18 protein-coding genes and 1 pseudogene are annotated in these 23348 nt (G+C 63.9%); 9 read left to right on the top strand and 10 right to left on the bottom strand.

All coding sequences use genetic code 11. The annotated features are described in order from the left end of the window. Positions 1-197 precede the first annotated feature (197 nt). From treS to ABX298_RS22885, 3 genes are all read left to right on the top strand, one after another. Entirely contained in the window at positions 198-2264 is a 2067-nt protein-coding gene (treS, locus tag ABX298_RS22895; RefSeq protein ID WP_367393689.1) for a maltose alpha-D-glucosyltransferase, read from the top strand. Between the two features lie 747 nt (positions 2265-3011). Beyond that, a complete protein-coding gene (locus ABX298_RS22890; protein ID WP_075045104.1) occupies positions 3012-3638 on the top strand; it encodes a riboflavin synthase subunit alpha in 627 nt (208 codons plus the stop codon). Positions 3639-3648: 10 nt separating this feature from the next. Beyond that, entirely contained in the window at positions 3649-4350 is a 702-nt protein-coding gene (locus ABX298_RS22885; protein ID WP_367393688.1) for a YoaK family protein, read from the top strand. Here the strand turns inward: ABX298_RS22885 and proP are convergent, their stop codons facing one another. The 6 genes from proP to glaH all read right to left on the bottom strand — a co-directional run bounded on the left by proP (position 4351) and on the right by glaH (position 12061). Beyond that, positions 4351-5853, bottom strand: a complete 1503-nt coding sequence (proP, locus tag ABX298_RS22880) for a glycine betaine/L-proline transporter ProP (protein ID WP_075045102.1) — start codon at positions 5851-5853, stop codon at positions 4351-4353. Between the two features lie 159 nt (positions 5854-6012). Beyond that, positions 6013-6987, bottom strand: a complete 975-nt coding sequence (gene hemB, locus ABX298_RS22875) for a porphobilinogen synthase (RefSeq protein ID WP_367393687.1) — start codon at positions 6985-6987, stop codon at positions 6013-6015. A gap of 207 nt (positions 6988-7194) precedes the next feature. Further along, positions 7195-8088, bottom strand: a complete 894-nt coding sequence (locus ABX298_RS22870) for a PA4780 family RIO1-like protein kinase (protein ID WP_085616542.1) — start codon at positions 8086-8088, stop codon at positions 7195-7197. An 87-nt stretch (positions 8089-8175) separates the two neighbouring features. Continuing rightward, positions 8176-9567 carry a GABA permease gene (gene gabP / locus ABX298_RS22865; protein ID WP_286101813.1) on the bottom strand — a complete coding sequence of 464 codons (1392 nt, stop codon included), beginning with the start codon at positions 9565-9567 and terminating at the stop codon, positions 8176-8178. 151 nt (positions 9568-9718) lie between these two features. Further along, a complete protein-coding gene (lhgO, locus tag ABX298_RS22860) occupies positions 9719-10969 on the bottom strand; it encodes an L-2-hydroxyglutarate oxidase (RefSeq protein ID WP_286101812.1) in 1251 nt (416 codons plus the stop codon). 114 nt (positions 10970-11083) lie between these two features. Further along, complete coding sequence (gene glaH / locus ABX298_RS22855) at positions 11084-12061, bottom strand: glutarate dioxygenase GlaH (RefSeq protein ID WP_075045100.1); 978 nt, start codon at positions 12059-12061, stop codon at positions 11084-11086. Between the two features lie 195 nt (positions 12062-12256). Between glaH and csiR the strand changes: the two genes are divergently transcribed. The 3 genes from csiR to ABX298_RS22840 all read left to right on the top strand — a co-directional run bounded on the left by csiR (position 12257) and on the right by ABX298_RS22840 (position 15213). Then, the gene (gene csiR, locus ABX298_RS22850; protein ID WP_015270630.1) at positions 12257-12952 is read left to right on the top strand and encodes a DNA-binding transcriptional regulator CsiR; all 696 of its coding nucleotides are present in this window, start codon (positions 12257-12259) and stop codon (positions 12950-12952) included. Between the two features lie 211 nt (positions 12953-13163). Next, positions 13164-13844, top strand: coding sequence for a response regulator transcription factor (locus ABX298_RS22845; protein ID WP_025338946.1), 681 nt, complete (start codon positions 13164-13166; stop codon positions 13842-13844). Further along, a complete protein-coding gene (locus tag ABX298_RS22840) occupies positions 13822-15213 on the top strand; it encodes a sensor histidine kinase (protein ID WP_367393686.1) in 1392 nt (463 codons plus the stop codon). The genes ABX298_RS22845 and ABX298_RS22840 overlap by 23 nt, the downstream gene beginning before the upstream one ends. Before the next feature lie 134 nt (positions 15214-15347). On the opposite strand, the gene cysS is transcribed toward ABX298_RS22840, so the two are convergent. Then, positions 15348-16730, bottom strand: a complete 1383-nt coding sequence (gene cysS, locus ABX298_RS22835; protein ID WP_025338944.1) for a cysteine--tRNA ligase — start codon at positions 16728-16730, stop codon at positions 15348-15350. A 9-nt stretch (positions 16731-16739) separates the two neighbouring features. Further along, positions 16740-18443 carry a glutamine--tRNA ligase/YqeY domain fusion protein gene (locus tag ABX298_RS22830; protein WP_025338943.1) on the bottom strand — a complete coding sequence of 568 codons (1704 nt, stop codon included), beginning with the start codon at positions 18441-18443 and terminating at the stop codon, positions 16740-16742. 247 nt (positions 18444-18690) lie between these two features. On the opposite strand from ABX298_RS22830, the gene ABX298_RS22825 reads away from it, so the two are divergent. Then, on the top strand, positions 18691-19191 hold the full coding sequence (locus tag ABX298_RS22825) for a peptidylprolyl isomerase (protein WP_025338942.1): 501 nt from the start codon (positions 18691-18693) through the stop codon (positions 19189-19191). Continuing rightward, complete coding sequence (locus ABX298_RS22820) at positions 19188-19910, top strand: UDP-2,3-diacylglucosamine diphosphatase (protein ID WP_013972909.1); 723 nt, start codon at positions 19188-19190, stop codon at positions 19908-19910. The genes ABX298_RS22825 and ABX298_RS22820 overlap by 4 nt, the downstream gene beginning before the upstream one ends. A 121-nt stretch (positions 19911-20031) precedes the next feature. Here ABX298_RS22820 and ABX298_RS22815 read toward each other — a convergent pair. After that, positions 20032-20307, bottom strand: a pseudogene (locus tag ABX298_RS22815) (penicillin acylase family protein); the annotation flags it as partial. A gap of 154 nt (positions 20308-20461) precedes the next feature. Then, positions 20462-22777: an acylase gene (locus ABX298_RS22810; RefSeq protein ID WP_367393685.1), complete on the bottom strand. Its 2316-nt coding sequence runs from the start codon at positions 22775-22777 to the stop codon at positions 20462-20464. 195 nt (positions 22778-22972) lie between these two features. Here ABX298_RS22810 and ABX298_RS22805 point away from each other — a divergent pair, with 195 nt between their 5' ends. Then, positions 22973-23347 (top strand): fe2+ zn2+ uptake regulation protein, encoded by a 375-nt coding sequence (locus ABX298_RS22805; protein WP_137163786.1) that lies wholly within the window; start codon positions 22973-22975, stop codon positions 23345-23347. The last annotated feature ends 1 nt before the right edge of the window (position 23348 follow it).

Genomic DNA, 23348 nt, shown 5'->3' with positions numbered 1-23348 from the left:
TATTCGCAAACCTTGATCAGTCGGGATTTCTTCGCGGGCATGCCCGCTCCCACAGGTATTGCACTGATCTCAAAATGTGTGGAGATCCGGTGGGAGCGGGCGCGCCCGCGAAGCAGCCAAACCATACTCAAGCCGAACGATCAGCCGCCACAGCCGTCATAACCTGAGCCGCTGCCGACACGCAAAGAGGACGCGAAATGACCCAACCCGACCCGTCATACGTCAAATGGCTCGAAGACCGCGCCATGCTCAGGGCCTCCCAGCAACGCTCCCACCTGTACTCGGGCCAGTCGCGCCTGTGGCAGCAGCCCTACGCCGAAGCCCAGCCCCGCCGCGCCACTGAAATCGCTTCGGTCTGGCTGACCGTCTACCCCGACGCCATCATCGCCCCCGAAGGCTGTTCGGTGCTCGGTGCCCTGGCCCACGAAGCGCTGTGGAAGCGCTTGTCGGAGATCGGCATCCAGGGCCTGCACACCGGCCCGATCAAGCTGTCCGGCGGCATTCGTGGCCGTGAGCTCACCCCCAGCGTGGACGGCAACTTCGACCGCATCAGTTTCGACATCGACCCGCTGTACGGCAGCGAGCAGGAGCTGATCCAGATGAGCCGCATGGCCGCCGCGCACAACGCCGTGACCATCGACGACCTGATCCCCTCGCACACGGGCAAGGGTGCCGACTTTCGCCTGGCCGAGCTGGCCCACGGTCCCTATCCGGGGCTGTACCACATGGTCGAAATCCGCGAGGAAGACTGGCCGCTGCTGCCCGAAGTGCCTGCCGGGCGCGACGCGGTCAACCTGCTGCCGGCCCAGTGCGACGAGCTCAAGGCCCGCCATTACATCGTCGGCCAGCTGCAACGGGTGATCTTCTTCGAACCAGGTGTTAAGGAAACCGACTGGAGCGCCACGCCGCCGGTGACCGGTGTGGATGGCAAGACCCGGCGCTGGGTGTACCTGCACTACTTCAAGGAAGGCCAGCCGTCGCTGAACTGGCTGGACCCGACCTTTGCCGCCCAGCAGATGATCATTGGCGATGCCCTGCACGCCCTGGACTGCCTGGGTGCACGCGGCCTGCGCCTGGATGCCAACGGCTTTCTCGGCGTGGAGACCCGCGCCAGCGGCACTGCCTGGTCGGAAAGCCACCCGCTGTCGATCGTCGGCAACCAGCTGATCGGTGGCATGATCCGCAAGGCCGGCGGTTTCAGCTTCCAGGAACTGAACCTCACCCTCGACGACATCGCGCAGATGTCCAGGGGCGGTGCCGACCTGTCCTACGATTTCATTACCCGGCCGGCCTACCAGCATGCGCTGCTGACCGGCGACACCGAGTTCCTGCGCCTGATGCTCAAGGAGATGCATGCCTTCGGCATCGACCCGGCGTCGCTGATCCATGCCTTGCAGAACCATGACGAGCTGACCGTGGAGCTGGTGCATTTCTGGACCCTGCATGCCCACGACATGTACCTGTACAAAGGCCAGACCTTGCCCGGCGGCATCCTGCGCGAGCACATCCGCGAAGAGATCTACGAACGGCTGTCGGGCGAGCATGCGCCGTACAACCTGCGCTTCGTCACCAACGGCATAGCCTGCACCACGGCCAGCCTGATCGCTGCCGCACTGGGCATCCGCGACCTCGGGCAGATCGGGGTTGCAGAAATCGAGCTGATCCAGAAGGTGCACCTGCTGCTGGTCATGTACAACGCCATGCAGCCGGGGGTGGTGGCGCTGTCCGGCTGGGACCTGGTGGGCGCCCTGCCCTTGCCCGCCGAAGCGGTCGCGCAGCGGATGCTGGATGGCGATACCCGCTGGATTCACCGCGGCGGCTACGACCTGGCCGGGCTGGAGCCGCAGGCCCAGACGTCGGTGCGTGGCATGCCCCGTGCCCGGGCGCTGTATGGCAGCCTGGACAGCCAGCTGGAAAACGGCGATTCGTTTGCCTGCAAGGTGAAGAAACTGCTGGCGGTGCGCCAGGCCTACGGCATCGCCACCAGCCGCCAGGTGCTGGTGCCTGAAGTCAGCAGCCCCGGCTTGCTGGTAATGGTGCATGAACTGCCGGCCGGGCGTGGCATCCAGATCACTGCGCTGAACTTTGGCCAGGAAGTGATTGCCGAGGAGCTGCAACTGACCGGGTTCACGCCGGGGCCGGTGGTGGACATGATCAATGAAACGGTCGAAGGGGATTTGACCGAGGATGGGCGCCTGATGGTGAACCTGGACCCGTATGAGGCGCTGTGCCTGCGGATCGTCAACAGCAGCGGCCATGTCTGAATTGTATTTGCCCCTGTTGCCTTCGCCGGTGACGCTCTGAACGGCAGCCACGCGATACCTGTGGGAGCGGGTTCACCCGCGAACACCGGCGCAGCCGGTGCCATCCACCGCGTCGCCTGCTTCGCGGGTAAACCCGCTCCCACAGGGCCCCCACCAGCTGAAGGAGTGCGCCGTACCTGTGGGAGCGGGCGCGCCCGCGAACACCGGCCTAGCCGGTGCCATCCACCGCGTCGCTTGCTTCGCGGGCATGCCCGCTCCCACAGGGTCCCCGTCAGCCGAAGGAATGCACCATACCTGTGGGAGCGGGTTCACCCGCGAACACCGGCGCAGCCGGTGCCATCCACTGCGTCGCCTGCTTCGCGGGCATGCCCGCTCCTACAGGGTCCCCGTCAGCCGAAGGAATGCACCATACCTGTGGGAGCGGGTTCACCCGCGAACACCGGCGCAGCCGGTGCCATCCACCGCGTCGCCTGCTTCGCGGGTAAACCCGCTCCCACAGGGCCCCCACCAGCTGAAGGAGTGCGCCGTACCTGTGGGAGCGGGCGCGCCCGCGAACACCGGCCTAGCCGGTGCCATCCACCGCGTCGCCTGCTTCGCGGGTGAACCCGCTCCCACAGGGTCACCTCCAGCTGACAGAGTGCGCCATACCTGTGGGTTTCAAGTGTCCAGACAAATGGCCGGCTTGCTTTTACCGCTCCACGGGCATAGCGTTCGGAAGTTTTCTTTTCCGTGCCCAGGAGCAACTCCATGTACACCGGCATCGTCCAGGCCGTCCGCCCTCTGCTTGATGTGACCACCTACCCGGGCCACAACCAGTTCACCATCGACCTCACCCCCGAACTGCTCGACGAGCTGAAGATCGGCGCCAGCGTCAGTGTCGAAGGCACCTGCCTGTCGGTCACCGAAATCCACGGCACCCAGGTCAGGTTCGACGCCATGACCGCCACCCTCGAGCGCACCAACCTGCGCAACTTCAAGGCCGGCCAGGGCGTCAACATCGAACGCTCGGCGAAGATGAACGCCGAAGTCGGCGGCCACCTGATGGCCGGCCACATCGCCACCACCGCCGAAATCGTCGAGCTGTCGATCAAGGAAACCGGCGCCTTCATCAAGTTCCGCATGCCACCGGAATGGGGCAAGTATGTGTTCCCGCGCGGCTTCATCGGGGTCAACGGCTGCAGCCTGACCGTAGCCGATGTCGAGGACAACGTGATCACCATCAACCTGATCCCGGAAACCCTGCGCCAGACCACCTTCCCCAGCTACAAGGCCGGCGAGCTGCTCAACATCGAAGTGGACCACCAGACAATGGTGCTGGTCGATGTAGTGGAGCGCACCATCAAGAGCACCCTGGCCCGCGAAATGCCTCGCTGAGTTCCCGAGGATGCTGCCCAACACCCTTCCCGCGCGCACAGCCAAGCGGCTGCGCCTGCAGATGCTGCGTGGCCGCGTGGGCCTCGGCCTGGTCGCCGGCCTGTCCGTACTTGCCGGCATGACCGATGCCATCGGCCTGCTGGCGCTGGGCGACTTCGTGTCGTTCATGAGTGGCAACACCACGCGCCTGGCCGTCGCCATCAGCGATGCAGACCTGGCCCTGGTGCTGCGCCTGAGTGCTGCAGTGCTGGGCTTCGTCGTCGGCAACGCCCTGGGCGTGCTGCTGGCGCGCGCTTTCCGCCGTCGGGCGTGGCCGGTGCTGCTGGTAGTCGCCGCCCTGCTGGGCTTTGCAGCCGCATGGCCCTTGGCAGCCACCTTTCCAGCGCTGCTCGCTGCCACACTGGCCATGGGCATGATCAATGCCGTGGTCGAACAGGTGAACGGCCTGCCCATCGGCCTGACCTACGTCACCGGCGCCCTGTCACGCTTCGGTCGTGGGCTGGGACGCTGGCTGCTGGGCGAGCGGCGCAACGGCTGGCGGGTGCAACTCGTGCCTTGGGCCGGCATGCTGCTGGGCGCCGCGCTGGGTGCCTGGCTGGAGCACCACCTGGGCCTGCAAGCGCTGGCCGGCAGCTGTGCGCTGGCCTGCGTACTGGCCCTGGTGTCGCGGTTCATTCCACGGACATGGCAGCGTGGCTACATGCCACACTGATCACTCGATGCGCGGGTGCTGCTGCACCAGCAACTTGCGCTTGGCCTCCAGTTCGGCAATCTGCGCATCGATGTCCTCGATCCTTTGCTCGATGTTGTCGTGGTGTTCCTGCAGCAGCTCACGCGCTTCCTCGATATCCGATGCTGCCGGTGCCGCGCCGCGCAGCGGTTTGTTGGCGGTTTCCTTCATGGTCAGGCCGGTGACCAGCCCCACCGCGGCGATCACCATCAGGTAATAGGCCGGCATGTACAGGTTGCCAGTACTTTCCACCAGCCAGGCGGCGATGGTCGGGGTGAGGCCGGCGATCAGCACCGAGATATTGAAGGCGCTGGCGAGGGCGCTGTAGCGGATGTGCGTGGGGAACATTGCCGGTAGCGTCGAGGCCATCACGCCGATGAAGAAGTTCAGCAGCACGGCAATGATCAGCAACCCGGCAAAAATCACCCCCAGCACGCCGCTGTTGATCAGCATGAATGCCGGGATGGCCAGCACCAACAGGCCGATACTGCCGACGATGATGAACGGTCGACGGCCGAACTTGTCGCTGAGCAGCCCGATCATCGGCTGCACGAACAGCATGCCGACCATGATCGCGATGATGATCAGCACGCCATGGTCTTCGCTGTAGTGCAGGTTGTGCGACAGGTAGCTGGGCATGTACGTGAGCAGCATGTAGTAAGTGACGTTGGTGGCGATCACCACGCCAATGCAGGTCACCAGGCTGCGCCAGTGCTGGGTGGCCACTTCCCTGAACGACACCTTGGGCCCGGTCGCCAGGCCTTCGCGGTCGCCTTTCTCCAGCTTGTCGACGTGCTGCTGGAAGGCTGGCGTCTCCTCCAGCGCATGGCGCAGGTACAGGCCGATGATGCCCAGCGGCAAGGCGAGGAAGAACGGCAGGCGCCAACCCCACTCGAGGAACTTGTCCTCACCCAGCACCGTAGAGATCAACACCACCACACCGGCACCCAACACGAACCCGGCAATCGAGCCGAAGTCCAGCCAACTGCCGAGAAACCCCCGTTTTCGGTCAGGGGCATATTCGGCGACGAAGATCGACGCGCCGGTGTACTCGCCCCCCACCGAGAAGCCCTGGGCCATCTTGGCCAGCAGCAGCAGGATCGGCGCCCAGATACCGATGCTGGCATAGGACGGTATCAGGCCGATGGCGAAGGTGCTGAGCGACATGATCACGATGGTCGCAGCGAGGATTTTCTGCCGCCCGAAGCGGTCACCCAAGGCACCGAAGAACAGCCCGCCCAGAGGCCTGATCAGAAACGGCACCGAGAACGTGGCCAACGCCGCGATCATCTGCACGCTCGGGTCGGCATTGGGGAAGAAAACCTTGCCCAGGGCGTAGGCGACGAAGCCGTAGACGCCGAAGTCGAACCACTCCATGGCATTGCCCAGGGCTGCCGCGGTGATTGCCTTGCGCATCTTGGCGTCGTCGACAATGGTGATGTCCTTCAGGCCGATTGGCTGGAGGCTTTTCTTGCGAGGTTTCATGTCCGTATCCCTGTCGATGAATGCTCTAAGGGATGAGATACAACGGGACACTAAATAATTCAGCGCTTACGGGTTTTTTGTGTTTTTCCTCACCGGTTTCGGCGCAGGCAAAGAAAAGCCGCTGCGATGGCAGCGGCTTGCATGGACAACGGCTCGCGGTCAGATACCTTCGCGGGCCAGGTCCATGGCGAAGTAGGTGAGGATCAGGTCGGCACCGGCACGCTTGATTGCGCCAATGCTTTCACGCACCACACGGCCTTCATCGATGGCGCCAGCCAGGCCGCCGAACTTGATCATCGCGTACTCGCCGCTCACCTGGTACGCCGCCAGCGGCAGGCGCGAGGCGGCACGGATATCGGCGATCACGTCGAGGTAGGCACCGGCCGGCTTGACCATCAGCACATCGGTCCCTTCCTGCTCGTCGAGCAGCGACTCACGCACGGCTTCGCGGCGGTTCATCGGGTTCATCTGGTAGCTCTTGCGGTCGCCCTTCAGCGCGGTACCACCGGCTTCACGGAACGGGCCATACAGCGACGAGGCGAACTTGGTGGAATAGGCCATGATCGCGGTGTCGTGGAAGCCGGCACCATCCAGTGCGCTGCGGATAGCCTGGACCTGGCCGTCCATCGCCGCCGACGGGGCAATGAAGTCGGCACCGGCAGCAGCGGCGATGACCGCCTGCTTGCCCAGGTTGGCCAGAGTGGCGTCGTTGTCCACACCGTGGTCGTGCAGCACGCCGCAGTGGCCGTGGCTGGTGTATTCGCAGAAGCAGGTGTCGGACATCACCACCATTTCCGGCACGGTGTCCTTGCAGATGCGCGACATGCGCGCGACCAGGCCGTTTTCGTTCCAGGTGTCGCTGCCGACGGCGTCCAGGTTGTGCGAAACGCCAAAGGTCATCACCGACTTGATACCGGCGCGGGCATAGCGCTCGATTTCCTGGGCCAGCAGCTTCTCGGGGATGCGGTTGACGCCCGGCATGCTGGTGATCGGCACGAAGTCATCGATGCCCTCTTCGACGAAGATCGGCAGGATCAGGTCTTCAAGGCGGAACTCGGTTTCCTGGAAGATCGTGCGCAGGGACTCGTTCTGGCGCAGGCGGCGTGGACGAACGGACGGGAATTGGTTGGACATGACAGCTCCAGGGAATTTGAACGGCGTATACCTTATGCCTGTCGCGCGCCAGTGAAAAGGCTAGATGACGAGATATTGTCTTGCGTCAAAGGCAATGGCTGCATTTTTCCTGTGCCGGCCTCTTCGCGGGTAAACCCGCTCCCACAGGATTCGCGCTGTACTTGTGGGAGCGGGTTTACCCGCGAAGAGGCCAGTGCAGGCAACCTATTACTGCAGCCAGGGCGGCGCAGGCTCCTCTGCCCTGGCCGCCCCATGCTCAGACTCGGCCCGCGCGGCGCGCCGGCGCGCATCATCCAGCCGGGCCGCATCGATCTCGCGCATCACCCCGGCCACGTCAGCCGCATGCTCGTCATCCTCGAACAGCCCCGTCAGCGGGCTGTCCGGGCGCAGTTCGCCCGCCTCGTACAAGGCCCACATTTCCTGCGCATACCGGGTGCTTTTCAGCTCCGGCGCAAAGCGCCCGAAATAATGGGCCATGTTGGCCACATCGCGCTGCAGCATGCTGAAGGCATGGTTGTTGGCCGCTGCATCCACCGCCTGCGGCAGGTCGATGATCACCGGCCCGTCCGGGCCAAGCAGCACGTTGAACTCCGACAGGTCGCCATGCACCAGCCCGGCACACAGCATCAGCACGATCTGGCGAATGACGAAGGCATGGAACGCCCGGGCATCCTCGGCCTCGAGGTGCACGTCGTTCAGGCGCGGGGCCGCGTCACCGTCGGCATCGGTCACCAGCTCCATCAACAGCACGCCGTCCTGGAAATCGTAAGGCTTGGGAACCCTCACGCCAGCGCCGGCCAGGCGGAACAGCGCCGCCACTTCGGCGTTCTGCCAGGCGTCTTCGGCTTCCTTGCGGCCGTACTTGCTGCCCTTGGCCATTGCCCGGGCCTGACGGCTGTTGCGAACCTTGCGGCCCTCCTGGTACTCGGCAGCCTGGCGGAAACTGCGCTTGTTGGCTTCTTTATAGACCTTGGCGCAGCGCACCTGGCTGCCACAGCGCACCACATACACGGCGGCTTCCTTGCCACTCATCAACGGCCGCAGTACTTCGTCGACCAGGCCGTCTTCGATCAGGGGTTCGATTCTTTTGGGTGTCTTCATCAGGCTGCGTTCGGGGTCCTGGCTGTGATGGCGGACATCCTCTCACAGCCTGATGCGACTTGCTCGTCTGTCTTCAGGCCGAACGGCTCAGGCGCCCTGCCCTACGCGGCCAACCACCACCTCGCGCGCCCGACGCCGTGTGACCAGAAGGCCCGAACACACCACCAGCACCGCCAGCACCATGGTCGATACCACTTCCAGGCGGTGATCCGGGCGGAACAGCATCAGCACCAGCACGCCACTGATAAACAGGATCACGCCCCACGTCAGCCACGGGAACAGCCACATGCGGTAGCCCAGTGTCTTGCCCTGTGCGGTCAGGCGCTGGCGCAGGCGCAGCTGGGAAACGGCGATCACCAGGTACACCAGCAAGGCAATGGCGCCGGAGCTTGCCATGAGGAAGCCGAACACCTTGGCCGGTACCAGGTAGTTGGCGATCACCGCCAGGAAAGCTGCGCCAGTGGACAGCAGCACAGCTACCACGGGGGTGCCGCTGCGGCTGGTCACCTGGGCACAGGCCGGTGCATCACCGCGGCGGCTCAGCGAGTAGACCATGCGCGAAGCGGTATACAGCGACGAGTTGAGGCAGCTGGTCACCGACGTCAGCACCACGAAGTCGATGATGGCCTTGGCATTCGGCACGCCCAGGGTGTCCAGCACCGTGACATAGGAACCTTCGGTGGCCAGGCGCGGGTCGGTCCACGGCACCAGCGCGATGACGATGAAGATCGACAGGATATAGAACAGGGTGATTCGCCAGATCACCGAGTTGGTGGCCTTGGAAATATGCTTGCCCGCTTCGTCGGATTCGGCCGCGGCGATGGTCACCACCTCGGCACCGAGGAACGAGAACATGGTAATCAGCATGGCGCTGAGCACCGCACCAAAACCGTTGGGCATGAAGCCGCCGCTATCCCACAGGCGCGACACGCCGCTGACACCTGAGCCTGGCAGCAGGCCGAAGATGGCGCACCCCCCCAGCGCGATGAAACTGACGATGGCCACCACCTTCACCAACGCCAGCCAGAACTCGAACTCACCGTAGTTCTTCACGCTGAACAGGTTGGTGGCAGTCAGCAATAGAGTAATCACCAGCGACAAGACCCAGATCTCCAGCTGCGGGACCCAGGAATTGATGATGGTGGCGGCGATATTGGCCTCGATGGGGATGATCAGTACCCAGAACCACCAGTACAGCCAGCCGATGGTGTAGCCGGCCCACTTGCCGATGGCGAGGTCGGCATAGGTAGAGAACGAACCGGTGTCCGGCGAGGCAACGGCCATTTCGGCCAGCATGCGCATCACCAGCACCACCAGCGCGCCGGCCAGGATATAGGCCAGGATGGTGGCGGGCCCTGCTTCGGCAATCGCACGGCCGGAGCCGACGAACAGGCCGGCACCGATCACGCCGGCAATGGACAGCATGGTGACATGCCGGGATTTCAATCCATGACTCAAATTGTTCTTGTGGGTTTGCATGGCGCTACCTTGTTGTTTTTGTCATGCCCACGCAGGGGCCGCCGGCTTGCACGTCACCGACGCAGGCGCGAAAAAGCCCGCCCTGCCCCAGATGGTGAGTAGGGCAGCACGGGTTGAGTAAAACGAAACCGCAGAACGTATTACGGGTAGGTCAGCCGGCAGCCCGCTGACGGGGCGCCAGATCGGCCTTGGGGAAACTGCCGCCCTGACGGCCGACCTGCTCGCATACCTTGTCGACGATGTAGGCGCCGATCGGGATGGCGGAGGTGGCGGCCGGCGACGGTGCGTTGCACACATTGACGCTGCGAGCGGTGTTGACAAACAGGAAGTCGTCGATCAGCTTGCCGTCACGCGACACGGCCTGGGCACGCACGCCGGCCGGGTAAGACGTGAGGTCGGCCTTGGTGATGCTCGGGCAGTACTTCTGGACCTGCTTGAGGTAGCCACCCTTGAACAGCGAGTTCTTCATCTCGATCAGGCCAGGGCGGAAGTTCTTCGCCAGCACCTTGAGGATGCCGGGAGTGGTCAAGGTCTGGAACAGGTCGCCGGGGCTGACATCGCGCTTGCGGTAGCCCTCGCGCTTCATCGCCAGCACGGCGTTGGGGCCAACGGTGACGGTGCCGTCGATCATCCGTGTCAGGTGCACGCCCAGGAACGGCATGGACGGGTCGGGAATCGGGTAGATCAGGTGGTTGACGATCTGGTTGTGCTGTTTGGGCAGCAGGTAGTACTCGCCACGGAACGGGCAAATGACGAACTCGGTCCGCAGGCCCAGCATGCTCACCACGCGGTCGGCCATCAGGCCCGAGCAGGTCACCAGGAAACGGCTGCGCAATTCGTCACTCTGCGTGCGCACGACCACTTCGCTGGCCAGCTCCTGCAGGCCGACCACCTCGGCGCCATAGCGGATTTCACCGCCGGCGCGCTGGAACTCGGCGCCCATGGCCGCAGTCACTTCGGCGTAATTGACGATGCCGCTGGAGGGCACGAAGATGCCGCCCATGCCAACGATATTGGGCTCGCGCTCGCGCAGCTCGGCCGCCGACAGCCAGTAGCGCTCCAGGCCATTGGCCGCGGTACGTTCCCACAGCGCCTTCATGCGCTGCATTTCCAGGTCGTTGGTGGCCACCAGCAGCTTGCCGCACTCATCGAAGCGGATACCGTGCTGGGTGCAGAAGGCCTTGGTGGCCTTGTTGCCTTCCAGGCAGAAGCGCGCCTTGAGGCTGCCGGGGGTGTAATACACGCCGGCGTGGATCACGCCGCTGTTGTGGCCGGTCTGGTGGCGGGCCGGGCCGGACTCTTTCTCCAGCAGGAGAATCTTCGCATCCGGGTAGACCTTGATCAGGTGCATGGCCGTGGACATGCCCACAATGCCACCGCCAATGATGATGAAATCGTACACAGCCTTACCTCACACGCAGGCATTGCCTGACTGGCTCACCAAGGCCCGCGCGGGCCCTGGTGGCATCGTTTTGTGCAAAGACGCGTGGGCGGGCGCCCGCCCCGCGCCCTGTCATTATTGCCCGCGCTGGTACAGCGGTTTGGGGAAGGCCACGTAACCGCGCTGGCGCATCAGCTCGCGGCGCAGGCCTTCGTGCGGCGTGAAGCGGTCACGGCCATGCAGCCAGAACAGGTTGTTGATCAGCAGGAAACTACCCACGCCAACCGGTACCGAAAGCTTCTTCTCGCTGCCTTCCAGCGATTCGGACAAGGCGTTCAGCCAGATGCCCTCCTCGTAGTTTTCCGGCTGCACGAACTGGTCGATGTAGCGCATGGTCGGGCGGCCTTCGGCATCGGTGTCGAATACCGAGTGGAACACATCCTCGGACACCTTCTTGCTCGGCGGTGCGGTCCAGCGCATCTCGCGACGGGCCAGCGGGTGGCGGAAGAATTCGTCGCACTGTTCCCAGTCGTCCAGGTGCAGCAGCAGCGAGTTGCCGCCTTCCATGTTCTTTTCGTCGATCTTCAGCATCAGCACGTAGTCGGTGATCTGGTTGACGAAGGTGCCGTCGTTGTGCAGCTCCATGACCCGGTGCGGCTGGCGCAGGTAGCTGTCGGAGTTGTCGGTGTTGACCACCACGAAGCGGGCATAGAACTGGCCGCTCATGGCGTCGTAGTTGGAGCGGCCGATCAGGTGTGCGCAGGCGGTGGTGAACTTGACCATGTCCTCGGCCTGGCTCACGTCATCCAGGCCGACCGGGGTGATCAGCATGCCGCCGCTGGCGCGGTTGAGGATGGTATTGAGCAGCACCGGCCGCAGGGTGCCCTGGCACAGCTCGTCAAGGATCTCGCCAACCCGGAAGCGCAGGAACGACTTGTACTCCAGCGCCTGCACCGGCCACTGGGCAACAGCCTGGACGAACGCTTCGACCGTTTCGCGGGCAAAGGTGAGCTCAAGCAGGCGCGGCGACTGTTTCGAGGGGGCGATGGTGAAACCACGCGGTTCGAGCGGCAGTGGCATCACAAGTTCGTCGATCTGCGTAAAAGCGTTCATGGCAGTGTCCTGGCAGAGAAAGTGAGTGGCGCCGTCCGGTCATGACCTGGATCAGTGCGGGCGAGCTAAAATTATCGCCATAAACACAAAATGTCTACATTTTTATTTTTCACAGACAAAACGAGTGTTTGTCCATTGTTTTTCGCCAGCGAACGCTTTCGGTATGATCGACAAAACCGTTTGAGGAACAGGACCTTGGAAGCGCTCGCCCCCCGACAAAACTCAGCATTCAGCGGGTATGAGAGGCTCAAGAAGGACATCATCCGCGGCGTGTTCAAGCCCGGAGAAAAGCTGCTGATGAGCACCCTGAAGGAACGCTACGACCTGGGCGTGGGCCCGCTGCGCGAAGCACTGTCGCAGCTGGTGGCCGAGCACCTGGTCAACGCGATCAGCCAGAAGGGCTACCGTGTGGCGCCCATGTCGCTGGACGAGATGAACGACATCTACGATGCCCGCGCCAACCTGGAGGCGATGATCATCACCCTGGCCATCGAACGTGGCGACGACGCCTGGGAGGCGTCGGTACTGGCCCATTCGCATACCCTGGCCAAGGTGGTGGAAGTGAAAACCCGCGAGCAACGCCTGGATGTATGGGACGAACGGCACAAGGCGTTCCACACGGCCATTGCCTCAGGCTGCGGCTCCAAGCACCTGCTGCAGGCGCGCACCTATCTGTTCGATCAGGCCGAGCGCTACCGGCACCTGTGGCTGACCCAGACGGTGTTTTCCGAACAGGCCCTGGAGCTCAAGCGCCAGGAGCATGCGGCATTGGTCGAAGTGATTCTGGCCCGGGACGCCAAGCGCGCCAGCGCCATGATGCGTTCGCACCTGATGACTCCGGTGCCGATCATTGCGCAGATCATGCATGCCGAGGGTATCGGCGCACGCTAGAGGGTTGCTTTGTACCTTTCAGGGCCCTATCGCCGGCAAGCCAGCTCCCACAGGTACTGCGCTGCCTTCGGGGCCTGTGGGGTCTCTGTGGGAGCTGGCTTGCCGGCGATAGGGCCAGTGCAGGCAAAACGCACCAGATGAATTTTTCTTAAATCGCCGTTTGGCTATTCTTTGGCACAATCAAGTCTCCATTAGATGCCCGGGAACCAGCATGCCTCGCGTACTGACCATCGAAGACGACGCCGTCACCGGCCAGGAAATCGTCGCCGAACTTACCAGCCACGGCCTTGAGGTGGATTGGGCCGACAATGGCCGTGAAGGCCTGGCCAAGGCCATTGCCGGCGGCTACGACCTGATTACCCTGGACCGCATGCTGCCCGAGGTCGATGGCCTGACCATCGTCACCACCCTGCGCAGCCTCAAGATCGCCACGCCGATCCTGATGATCAGCGCCCTCTCCGACGTCGACGAGCGGGTACGCGGCCTGCGTGCCGGGGGTGACGACTACCTGACCAAACCGTTCGCCTCCGACGAGATGGCCGCGCGGGTCGAAGTGCTGCTGCGCCGCAACAGCGTGCCCATGACCCAGACCCGCCTGCAGGTCGCCGACCTGCAACTGGACCTGATCAGCCACGAAGCCCGCCGCGGCGAACAGACCCTCAACCTGCTGCCCACCGAATACAAGCTGCTGGAGTACCTGATGCGCCATAGCGGCCAGGTGATCACGCGGATGATGATTTTCGAGGAAGTCTGGGGCTACCACTTCGACCCGGGCACCAACCTGATCGATGTGCACATCGGCCGCCTGCGCAAGAAAATCGACTCACCCGGCCAGTCGCCGCTGATCCGTACGGTACGGGGCTCCGGCTATGCCATTGCTGAACCCGTCTAAGGGCTGGAGCTCCTCGACCAGCCGCCTGCTGGCGCTGTACAGCTTTCTGTTCGTGGCCTGGAGCAGCATCCTCATGGGGGTGCTGTACTTCGAGGTGTCCAGCTACCTGAACAAACTCACCCGCCATTCGATGCTGCAGCGCCAGCACCTGTTCGCGCACATGAGCGGCAAACAGCTGGACGACGCCCTGGTCGCCAGCCAGGCCTTCGAAGAGCGCAGCTTCGACGCCTACGGCCTGTTCGACAACCAGCTCAACCCGATCGGCGGGCGCATTCGCGCCATCCCGCCAGAGCTGGGGCTGGACGGCAAGGTTCACGAACTCAAGCGCTGCCTGGACGCCGACGACCCGCACATGCCGCGTGACAGCTGCGACGCGGTGGCGATCAAGGTGCAGGATGGCCGCTGGCTGGTGTTGGTGCGCGACAACGGCTCGCTGTTCGTGGTCACCCGGATCATCCTGCATGCCCTGCTCTGGGGGATCTCGCTGACCCTGATCCCGGGCTTTGCCGGCTGGTATCTGCTCAGGCGCCGCCCGCTCAAGCGCATTCGCGCGATCCAGGCCCAGGCCGAGCTGATCGTCGCCGGTGACCTAACCCACCGCCTGCCGCTGTCGGCCCGGCGTGACGAGCTGGACATGCTGGCGGCCATCGTCAACGCCATGCTCGACCGCATCGAGCGGCTGATGCACGAGGTCAAGGGCGTGTGCGACAACATCGCCCACGACCTGCGCACCCCGCTCACCCGCCTGCGCGCCCAGCTGTACCGCATTCGCCAGCAAAGTGACGTCGACTCCACCCAGGCCGAGGCACTGGACCAGGCCATCGGCGAAACCGATACCCTGATGGCGCGTTTTCGCGGTTTGTTGCGTATCAGCGAACTGGAAGACCGCCAGCGGCGGGCCGGTTTCGTCCAGCTTGACCCGCACGAACTGCTGGTGGAGTTGCACGACTTCTACCTGCCGCTGGCCGAAGACGTCGGCATCCGCCTGGAACTGCAGCAGCCAGCCGAACTGCCAGCGTTGCATGGTGACCGCGAACTGCTGTTCGAGGCACTGGCCAATCTGGTGGGCAACGGCATCAAGTTCACGCCCGAGGGTGGGCTGGTGCGGATTACTGCGACGCAGGACGACAAAGGGCTGCACCTGGCCATCGAGGACAGCGGGCCGGGTATTCCGGAAGAGGAACGGGCGGCAGTGCTGAAGCGCTTCTACCGTAGCGATGAAGGCCACCGCCATGCGGGGTTCGGGCTGGGGTTGTCGATCGTTGCGGCGATCGTCGACCTGCATGGGTTCGGGCTGGAGGTGGGGGAAAGCGAGCTGGGTGGGGCGAGGCTGGTACTGCACTGCCCGCTCGCCGGGCTAGCCAAATAGAAGCTGGGGCCGCTATGCGGCCCATCGCCGGCAAGCCAGCTCCCACAGGGACTGCGCAGTTCTTCACTATTGCGCGGTTCCTGTGGGAGCTGGCTTGCCGGCGATGGGCTGCGCAGCAGCCCCAATGACATCGATCAGTCAGCCAGACGCCAGGTAGTCCCACCCTTGCTGTCTTCCAGCACCACACCCATGGCGGTCAACTGGTCGCGAATGCGGTCGGACTCGGCCCAGTTCTTGTCCGCACGCGCCTGCAGGCGCGCCTGGATCAAGCCCTCGACCTCAGCGGCATCCACCTTGCCTTCGGCACCGGCACGCAGGAAGTCATCGGCCTCCAGCTGCAGCACACCCAGCACATCACCCAGCTCGCGCAGGCGACCGGCCAGGCCGGCAGCGGCCTCAAGGTCGCTGTCGCGCAGGCGGTTGATCTCGCGCACCAGGTCGAACAGCACGGCGCAGGCTTCGGGGGTGCCGAAGTCGTCGTTCATGGCCACGCTGAAGCGCTCGACAAACTCTTCGCCACCCTTGGCCGCCACCCGTGGCAAGCCGCGCAAGGCGTGGTAGAAGCGCTCCAGTGCGCCCTTGGCATCGCGCAGGCTGTCTTCCGAGTAGTTGATCGCGCTGCGGTAGTGGCTGGCCACCAGCAGGTAGCGCACCACTTCAGGGTGGTACTTCTCGAGCACGTCACGGATGGTGAAGAAGTTGTTCAACGACTTGGACATCTTCTCGCCATTGATCCGGATCATGCCGCAGTGCATCCAGGCGTTGGCGTACTGCTTGCCGGTGGCCGCCTCGCTCTGGGCAATCTCGTTCTCGTGGTGCGGGAACTCCAGGTCGCTGCCGCCACCGTGGATGTCGAAGCTTTCACCCAGGCAGCAGGTGGACATCACCGAGCACTCGATGTGCCAGCCCGGACGCCCCGGGCCCCATGGCGATTCCCAGCTCGGTTCGCCCGGCTTGACGCCCTTCCACAGCACGAAGTCCAGCGGGTCCTGCTTGGCTTCGTCGACCTCGATACGGGCACCGATGCGCAGGTCTTCGATCTTCTTGCGCGACAGCTTGCCGTAACCGACGAACTTGCCGACGCGGTAGTACACGTCGCCATTGCCCGGTGCGTAGGCATAACCCTTGTCGATCAGGGTCTGGATCATCGCGTGCATGCCGGCGATATGGTCGGTGGCACGCGGCTCCTGGTCCGGCGGCAGGATGTTCAGGCGGCGCTCGTCTTCGTGCATCGCGTCGATCATGCGGGCGGTCAGGGCGTCGAAGCTTTCGCCGTTCTCGTTGGCCCGGTTGATGATCTTGTCATCGATGTCGGTGATATTGCGCACATAGGTCAGCTCGTAGCCGCTCTTGCGCAGCCAGCGGGTGACCAGGTCGAAGGCCACCATGCTGCGGCCATGGCCCAGGTGGCAGTAGTCGTATACGGTCATGCCGCACACGTACATGCGCACCTTGTTGCCATCCAGCGGCTTGAAGGTTTCCTTCGCTTTGCTCAGCGTGTTGTAGATGGTAAGCACGGCGGTTCCTCAGCTGCCCCAGGAGTCACGCAGGGTGACAGTGCGGTTGAACACCGGGCGGCCCGGCTGGCTGTCTTTCAGGTCGGCGCAGAAGTAGCCTTCGCGTTCGAACTGGAAGCGGTCCTCGGGCTGCGCCTGGGCCAGCGACGGCTCGGCACGGCAGCCGCTGAGCACTTGCAGCGAGCCTGGGTTGATGTTGTCCAGGAAGCTGCCGCCCTCCTCGGTCTTTTCCGGGTTCGGCGAGCGGAACAGGCGGTCGTACAGGCGCACTTCGCACTCGACGCTGCCCTCGGCCGGCACCCAGTGGATCACGCCCTTGACCTTGCGGCCTTCCGGGTTCTTGCCCAGGGTGTCCGGGTCGTACGAGCAGCGCAGCTCGACGATGTTGCCGTCGGCATCCTTGACCGCCTCGTCGGCGCGGATCACGTAGCTGCCGCGCAGGCGCACTTCACCGGCCGGTTCCAGGCGCTTGTAGCCCTTCGGCGGCTCTTCCATGAAGTCGTCACGGTCGATGTACAGTTCACGGGAGAACGGCAGCACGCGCACGCCCATGTCTTCCTTCGGGTGGCGCGGCAGTTCGAGCTGCTCGACCTGGCCTTCCGGGTAGTTGGTGATGACCACCTTCAGCGGGCGCAGCACGCACATGGCGCGCGGTGCGGTGCGGTCCAGGTCGTCACGGATGCTGAACTCGAGCATCGACATGTCGACCACACCGTCGGAACGGTTGGTGCCGATCATTTCGCAGAAGTTGCGGATCGAGGCCGGGGTGTAGCCACGGCGACGGAAGCCGGACAGGGTCGACATGCGTGGGTCGTCCCAGGCTTCGACGTGCTTTTCGTCCACCAGCTGCTTGAGCTTGCGCTTGGAAGTGATGGTGTAGTTCAGGTTCAGGCGGCTGAACTCGTACTGGCGCGGGTGTGCCGGCACCGGCAGGTTGTCGAGGAACCAGTCGTACAGCGGACGATGCCCTTCGAACTCCAGGGTGCAGATCGAGTGGGTGATGCCCTCGATGGCGTCCGACTGGCCATGGGTGAAGTCGTAGTTCGGGTAGATGCACCACTTGTCACCGGTCTGGTGGTGGTGGGCATGGCGGATACGGTACAGGATCGGGTCGCGCAGGTTCATGTTCGGCGAGGCCATATCGATCTTGGCCCGCAGCACGCGCTCGCCATCCTTGAACTCGCCGGCTTTCATGCGGGCGAACAGGTCGAGGTTCTCGTCAACGCTGCGCTCGCGGAACGGGCTGTTCTTGCCCGGCTCCTTGAGGTTGCCACGGTATTCCTTGGCCTGCTCGGGGGTAAGGTCGCAGACGTAGGCCTTGCCGCGCTTGATCAGCTCGACCGCCCAGTCGTGCAACTGGTCGAAGTAGTCGGAGGCGTAGCGCACGTCGCCGGCCCAGTCGAAGCCCAGCCACTTGACATCGCTCTGGATGGCGTCGATGTACTCCTGGTCTTCCTTGGCCGGGTTGGTATCGTCGAAACGCAGGTGGCAGACGCCCCCGAATTCCTTGGCCAGGCCGAAGTTGACGCAGATCGACTTGGCGTGACCGATGTGCAGGTAGCCATTGGGCTCCGGCGGGAAACGGGTGACGATGCTGCTGTGCTTGCCCGAGTCCAGGTCGGCCTGGATGATCGGCCGCAGGAAGTTCGCAGGGACAGCGGGGGCGCCTTTGGCAGCGGCATTGGGCGCGTTGTCGGCAGTGGGCTTGCTCATAGGATCCTTGAATGCACGTGTCCGGCCTGGGTAGGCCGATTGAATCAAAGGGCCTATCATAGCCGAAGCAGTCAAGCTGCTGACAGTCGGGCCCGGACAAACTGGCGTGATTTATCACGGCTTTTTGCCGCAGCCTGGCAAAATGGCCAGTGCGCGCCATGTGTCGCGATCGCCTGATCCTGCGTCAGGTGATAACCCGCGCCCTGCGCACCCTAATTCCGATTGCCTTGAAAGAGCGAGTTTCAGCATGTCCAAAGTCAAACTGAGCACCAACCACGGCGACATCGTCCTGCAACTGGACGCCGAGAAAGCGCCGCTGACTACCGAAAACTTCGTTCAGTACGTCAAGGACGGCCACTACAATGGCACCGTGTTCCACCGTGTGATCAAGGGCTTCATGATCCAGGGCGGCGGCTTCGAGCCTGGCATGAGCCAGAAGAAGACCCGCGCCAGCATCCAGAACGAAGCTGACAACGGCCTGAAGAACAAGAAGTACAGCATCGCAATGGCCCGTACCATGGAGCCGCACTCCGCCTCGGCGCAGTTCTTCATCAACTCGTCCGACAACGACTTCCTCAACCACAGCGGCAAGAACGTGCAGGGCTGGGGCTACGCGGTATTCGGCGAAGTGATCGAAGGCCGTGAAATCGTCGACGCCATCGAAAAGGTCGCCACCGGCTCCAAGGCTGGCCACCAGGACGTGCCGAAGGACGACGTGGTCATCGAGAAAGCCGAGATCGTTGAGTGATCCTGCTGATCTCCGATCTGCACCTGCAAGAAGAACGCCCGGACATTACCCGGGCGTTTCTTGATCTGCTCGATGGCCGCGCCCGCCACGCCAAGGCGTTGTACATCCTTGGCGACTTCTTCGAAGCCTGGATCGGCGACGACGCCATGACGCCCTTCCAGCAGTCGGTCTGCCAGGCCATGCGGCGGCTGAGCGACAGCGGCACGGCCATCTACCTGATGCATGGCAACCGTGATTTCCTGATTGGCCAGGCCTTCTGCGACGCTGCGGGCTGCACGTTGCTGCACGACCCCAGCGTGATCGAGCTGGGTGGTGAGCAGGTGCTGCTGATGCATGGCGATACCCTGTGCACCCGCGACCTGGCCTACATGAAAATGCGCCGCTTGCTGCGCAACCCGCTGAGCCTGTGGGTGTTGCGGCACCTGCCGCTGTCGGCCCGCTACAAGCTGGCACGCAAGCTACGCAGCGAAAGCCGCTCGCAAACGCGGATGAAGTCCACCGAGATCGTCGATGTCACGCCGGAGGAAGTGCCGAAGGTGATGGCGGCGCATGGTGTACGTACCTTGGTGCATGGGCATACCCATCGGCCGGCGATACACAAGCTGGTGGTCGACGGGCAACCGGCACGGCGTATCGTGCTGGGCGACTGGGACCGCCGCGGTTGGGCCTTGCAGGTTGACGAGCAAGGGTTTCAGCTGGCGCCGTTCGAGTTTTCCTGACCGACCGAGTCGCCTTCTTCGCGGGTGAACCCGCTCCCACAAGTATCGTGCCGCTTGCAGCTTTGGTGCAGTACCTGTGGGAGCGGGTTTACCCGCGAAGAGGCAGGCACAGGCTAACGCCTCAAGGCCGGCTGACCACCGCCCCCTTGTCCCGCTCACTGATCACCACTTCCCGGTACTCCGGATCAGCCTTGATCTGCGCCTCGGTAAACGGAATCACCGCCAGTTGCCCGGCCGCAAACGCCTTGGTCTGGTCACCGGCATGCACCGAAGCCGCTTCACTCGACTGGGAAAACGCCAACAGCCCACGGGCCTGCGGCCCCTTGTCGGTAAAGCTGACCAGTTGCAGGTAGCTGGTACCACTGACCACCAGCCGCTTGCCCTGCCCGTGCGGCAAGGGTTTCAGCTGGCGCCGTTCGAGTTTTCCTGACCGACCGAGTCGCCTTCTTCGCGGGTGAACCCGCTCCCACAAGTATCGTGCCGCTTGCAGCTTTGGTGCAGTACCTGTGGGAGCGGGTTTACCCGCGAAGAGGCAGGCACAGGCTAACGCCTCAAGGCCGGCTGACCACCGCCCCCTTGTCCCGCTCGCTGATCACCACTTCCCGGTACTCCGGGTCAGCCTTGATCTGCGCCTCGGTAAACGGAATCACCGCCAGTTTTCCGGCCGCAAACGCCTTGGTCTGGTCACCGGCATGCACCGAAGCCGCTTCACTCGACTGGGAAAACGCCAACAGCCCACGGGCCTGCGGCCCCTTGTCGGTAAAGCTGACCAGTTGCAGGTAGCTGGTACCACTTACCACCAGCCGCTTGCCCTGCCCGTGCGGCACACTGTAGATCGCGTTGTACACGCCCAACGCCTGCGGGCCACCCGGCACCGGCGTGCCATCGCTCGCCTGTTGCACCTGCCCCCAGCGCGCGTCCCCTGCCATGCCGCTGTCACGCACCTGCTTGAGCGACGCCAGCGCGGCCTGGTGCAGCAGCTTGCGCACGGCCGCCTGCTCTACCGCCAGCCCGCGCGGGGTGTGCTGCGGGTCGGCCGGGTCGAAGGCCACCCGCCAGCTTTCCGGGTGCTCGGCCAGGGCATCGAACAGGTTCTGGAAATGCACCAGGCCAATGCCGCTGTCCAGGTCAGCCTTGCCATTCCAGGCCGCCAGACTGCTGCATACCGCCCGCACATCCGCATCGGCGCCCTTGCACCACTGCAGCAGGTCAGGCAGTAGCAGGCTGGCCAGGTACACCTCGTCATCGGTCACCATGCGCTGCAGGTCATCAACGCCCAGGCGGGCCGTACCCTGCAGGCGTTGCAGGGCAAAGCGGCCACGCATGCCCAGCGGCTGGTCACTGCGGCTGACCAGCGGCGAGTAACCGGTCAGCGGCTGCGCCGGGTTGGCCATCCAGGCCGGGTCGTTGGAGTTCTGCACAAAATCCTCGCGCTCCAGGCTCGGCAGCAGCCGCGCAGGGAAGATCCCCGGCTGCGCGGCCTGCGCATCGACCTTCCACTGGCACGCGCTGCGTGAGCCATCAAGTACCACCAGGCGCCCTTGTTCCTGCGGATTGCTGCACGCACTCAGCAGTTGCTGATCCACATAAGGCACCACTGACTGGTTCAGGTACAAGGCCTTGCCTGCCGGGTCCACCGCCAGCGTGTTGACCCAGGGAATACCCTGCAGCTGTTCGATCGAGCCTTTCAACGTAGCCAGGCTGTCGGCATGGTTGATCTGGTACCACTGCTGCAACACCCGGGTGTTCTCGAGGTTGGCGTCGCGCAGGCTGTAGGCGGCATGCGCATCCCAGTCCAGGCGCCCCGGCCATTGCACCACGGGGCCGAACTGCGAGCTGTAGACCTGACGCTGTACCTGGCTCAGGCTGCCATCCTCGGCCTTGACCGCAACGCTGACGGTTTGCCGGGCCAGCGGCAGCGACTTGCCATCGAGCAGGTAGCGGGTCGGGTCCTTGGGGTCGAGTTGCAGGCGGTACAGGGTGAAGTGCTTCGATGTGTCGACGGTGTGCGTCCAGGCCAGATGCTGGTTGAAACCGATGTTGACCACCGGCAGGCCCGGCAATGCCGCCCCCATCACGTCGAGCTGGCCGGGAATGGTCAGCTGCATCTGGTAGAAGCGCATACCCCCCATCCACGGGAAGTGCGGGTTGGCCAGCAACAGGCCGCGGCCATTGGCCGAACGTTGCGCCCCGACGGCCACCGCATTGCTACCGCGTTCCGTGGCAAAACGCTGCTGCATGGCCAGCGCCGCGGCAAACCCTGCCGGCGCCTGCTGGCTGGCCAGCGTTGGTGGTTGCGCCCCCGCCAGCGCTTCGACGAACTGCCCGACACCGCCTTCGGCGAGCAGTCGACGGGTCAGCTTGACCAGGTCCTCGCTGCTGATCGGCCGCAGCCACTCACCGTTGCCACATTCGGCAGGCAACCCCTGGCTGCGGCGCTCGGCCAGTGCCCGGTTATAGCCGCTGGCATAACCTGCCAGCAGCGCCTGTACTGGCGCTGGCTGCGCCTGCAAGAACGCATCGACTGCCGCCGGCGTGTTGAGCCAGGCGAAGAACACATCGCTGGCCAGGTTGTCACGCTGTTCCAGGGTCTTGCCCTTGGCACCGAAGTAGCGTGAGCGCTCGCCACTGACGGTCAGCACTTCATTGGCCAGCAGGCACAGGTTGTCCTGGGCGTAGGCGTAGCCGATGCCATAGCCCAGGCCCCGCTCGTCCTTGGCCACGATGTGCGGCACCCCGTAACTGGTTCGGCGAATCTGCGCACTGGCATCGGCGGCGGCGGATTGCAGCGGCGCTGCGCCGACGCTGAAGGCTACCAGGGCGGCGGCCAGGCCAGCGCAAGTCATGGGACGGGAAAGTGGAAACACGGGCACTCCTCGGGTTCGGGGGTCATCCCGATCAGACGAATGGCCACATGAAAATTTTACGTATTACCAGGCAATGGAACGTCTTGAACAGAACCAGGCTTTTTTTTGCGCGTGGGCTGCAGTTTTTCCGTTCTCATTCGTCCTAGTAAGTGAGGCACCCAAATTTCGGGTTCGTCCACGAAAAGGAGCATTCACATGTACAACCCGCAACCCTCGATCCAGGCTGGGCGCGTCCCAGGCAAAGCGCCCAGGGAACAGGACGTTTTGGCTGACGAACGCATCGGCAACGAACAGATCCGCGAGCTGTTGCGCAGTTTCGGCCTGCGTACCAGCCTGATCCGCCTCAAGGTCATCGATGCCTTGCACGCCGCCGACCGCAATGGCCGCAGCATTGGCGTGCGCGGCGTGCACGCGCAGCTGGAACAGCTGGATATCCCGCTGTCGTTCCTCAGCGTGCGCGAAGTGCTCAAGCGGCTGTGCAGCGAGGGCGTCATCCAGCTGGGCAGCGACAAATGCTACAGCCTCGACCCGCAGGCGCGCGCCGTGCTGGAGCGAACGCCTGTGCGCTGAG

Source organism: Pseudomonas sp. X4 (assembly GCF_040784925.1).
Classification (GTDB): domain Bacteria; phylum Pseudomonadota; class Gammaproteobacteria; order Pseudomonadales; family Pseudomonadaceae; genus Aquipseudomonas; species Aquipseudomonas putida_Z.
The sequence above is the reverse complement of the archived record's forward strand: the minus strand, read 5'-3'. Positions and strand labels throughout refer to the sequence as shown.

Excerpts from the sequence above, each read along its gene's own strand:
- treS (WP_367393689.1), top strand. The coding sequence starts at position 198 with ATGACCCAACCCGACCCGTCATACGTCAAATGGCTCGAAGACCGCGCC.
- ABX298_RS22890 (WP_075045104.1), top strand. The coding sequence starts at position 3,012 with ATGTACACCGGCATCGTCCAGGCCGTCCGCCCTCTGCTTGATGTGACC.
- ABX298_RS22885 (WP_367393688.1), top strand. The coding sequence starts at position 3,649 with ATGCTGCCCAACACCCTTCCCGCGCGCACAGCCAAGCGGCTGCGCCTG.
- proP (WP_075045102.1), bottom strand. The coding sequence starts at position 5,853 with ATGAAACCTCGCAAGAAAAGCCTCCAGCCAATCGGCCTGAAGGACATC.
- hemB (WP_367393687.1), bottom strand. The coding sequence starts at position 6,987 with ATGTCCAACCAATTCCCGTCCGTTCGTCCACGCCGCCTGCGCCAGAAC.
- ABX298_RS22870 (WP_085616542.1), bottom strand. The coding sequence starts at position 8,088 with ATGAAGACACCCAAAAGAATCGAACCCCTGATCGAAGACGGCCTGGTC.
- gabP (WP_286101813.1), bottom strand. The coding sequence starts at position 9,567 with ATGCAAACCCACAAGAACAATTTGAGTCATGGATTGAAATCCCGGCAT.
- glaH (WP_075045100.1), bottom strand. The coding sequence starts at position 12,061 with ATGAACGCTTTTACGCAGATCGACGAACTTGTGATGCCACTGCCGCTC.
- ABX298_RS22845 (WP_025338946.1), top strand. The coding sequence starts at position 13,164 with ATGCCTCGCGTACTGACCATCGAAGACGACGCCGTCACCGGCCAGGAA.
- ABX298_RS22840 (WP_367393686.1), top strand. The coding sequence starts at position 13,822 with ATGCCATTGCTGAACCCGTCTAAGGGCTGGAGCTCCTCGACCAGCCGC.
- ABX298_RS22830 (WP_025338943.1), bottom strand. The coding sequence starts at position 18,443 with ATGAGCAAGCCCACTGCCGACAACGCGCCCAATGCCGCTGCCAAAGGC.
- ABX298_RS22825 (WP_025338942.1), top strand. The coding sequence starts at position 18,691 with ATGTCCAAAGTCAAACTGAGCACCAACCACGGCGACATCGTCCTGCAA.
- ABX298_RS22805 (WP_137163786.1), top strand. The coding sequence starts at position 22,973 with ATGTACAACCCGCAACCCTCGATCCAGGCTGGGCGCGTCCCAGGCAAA.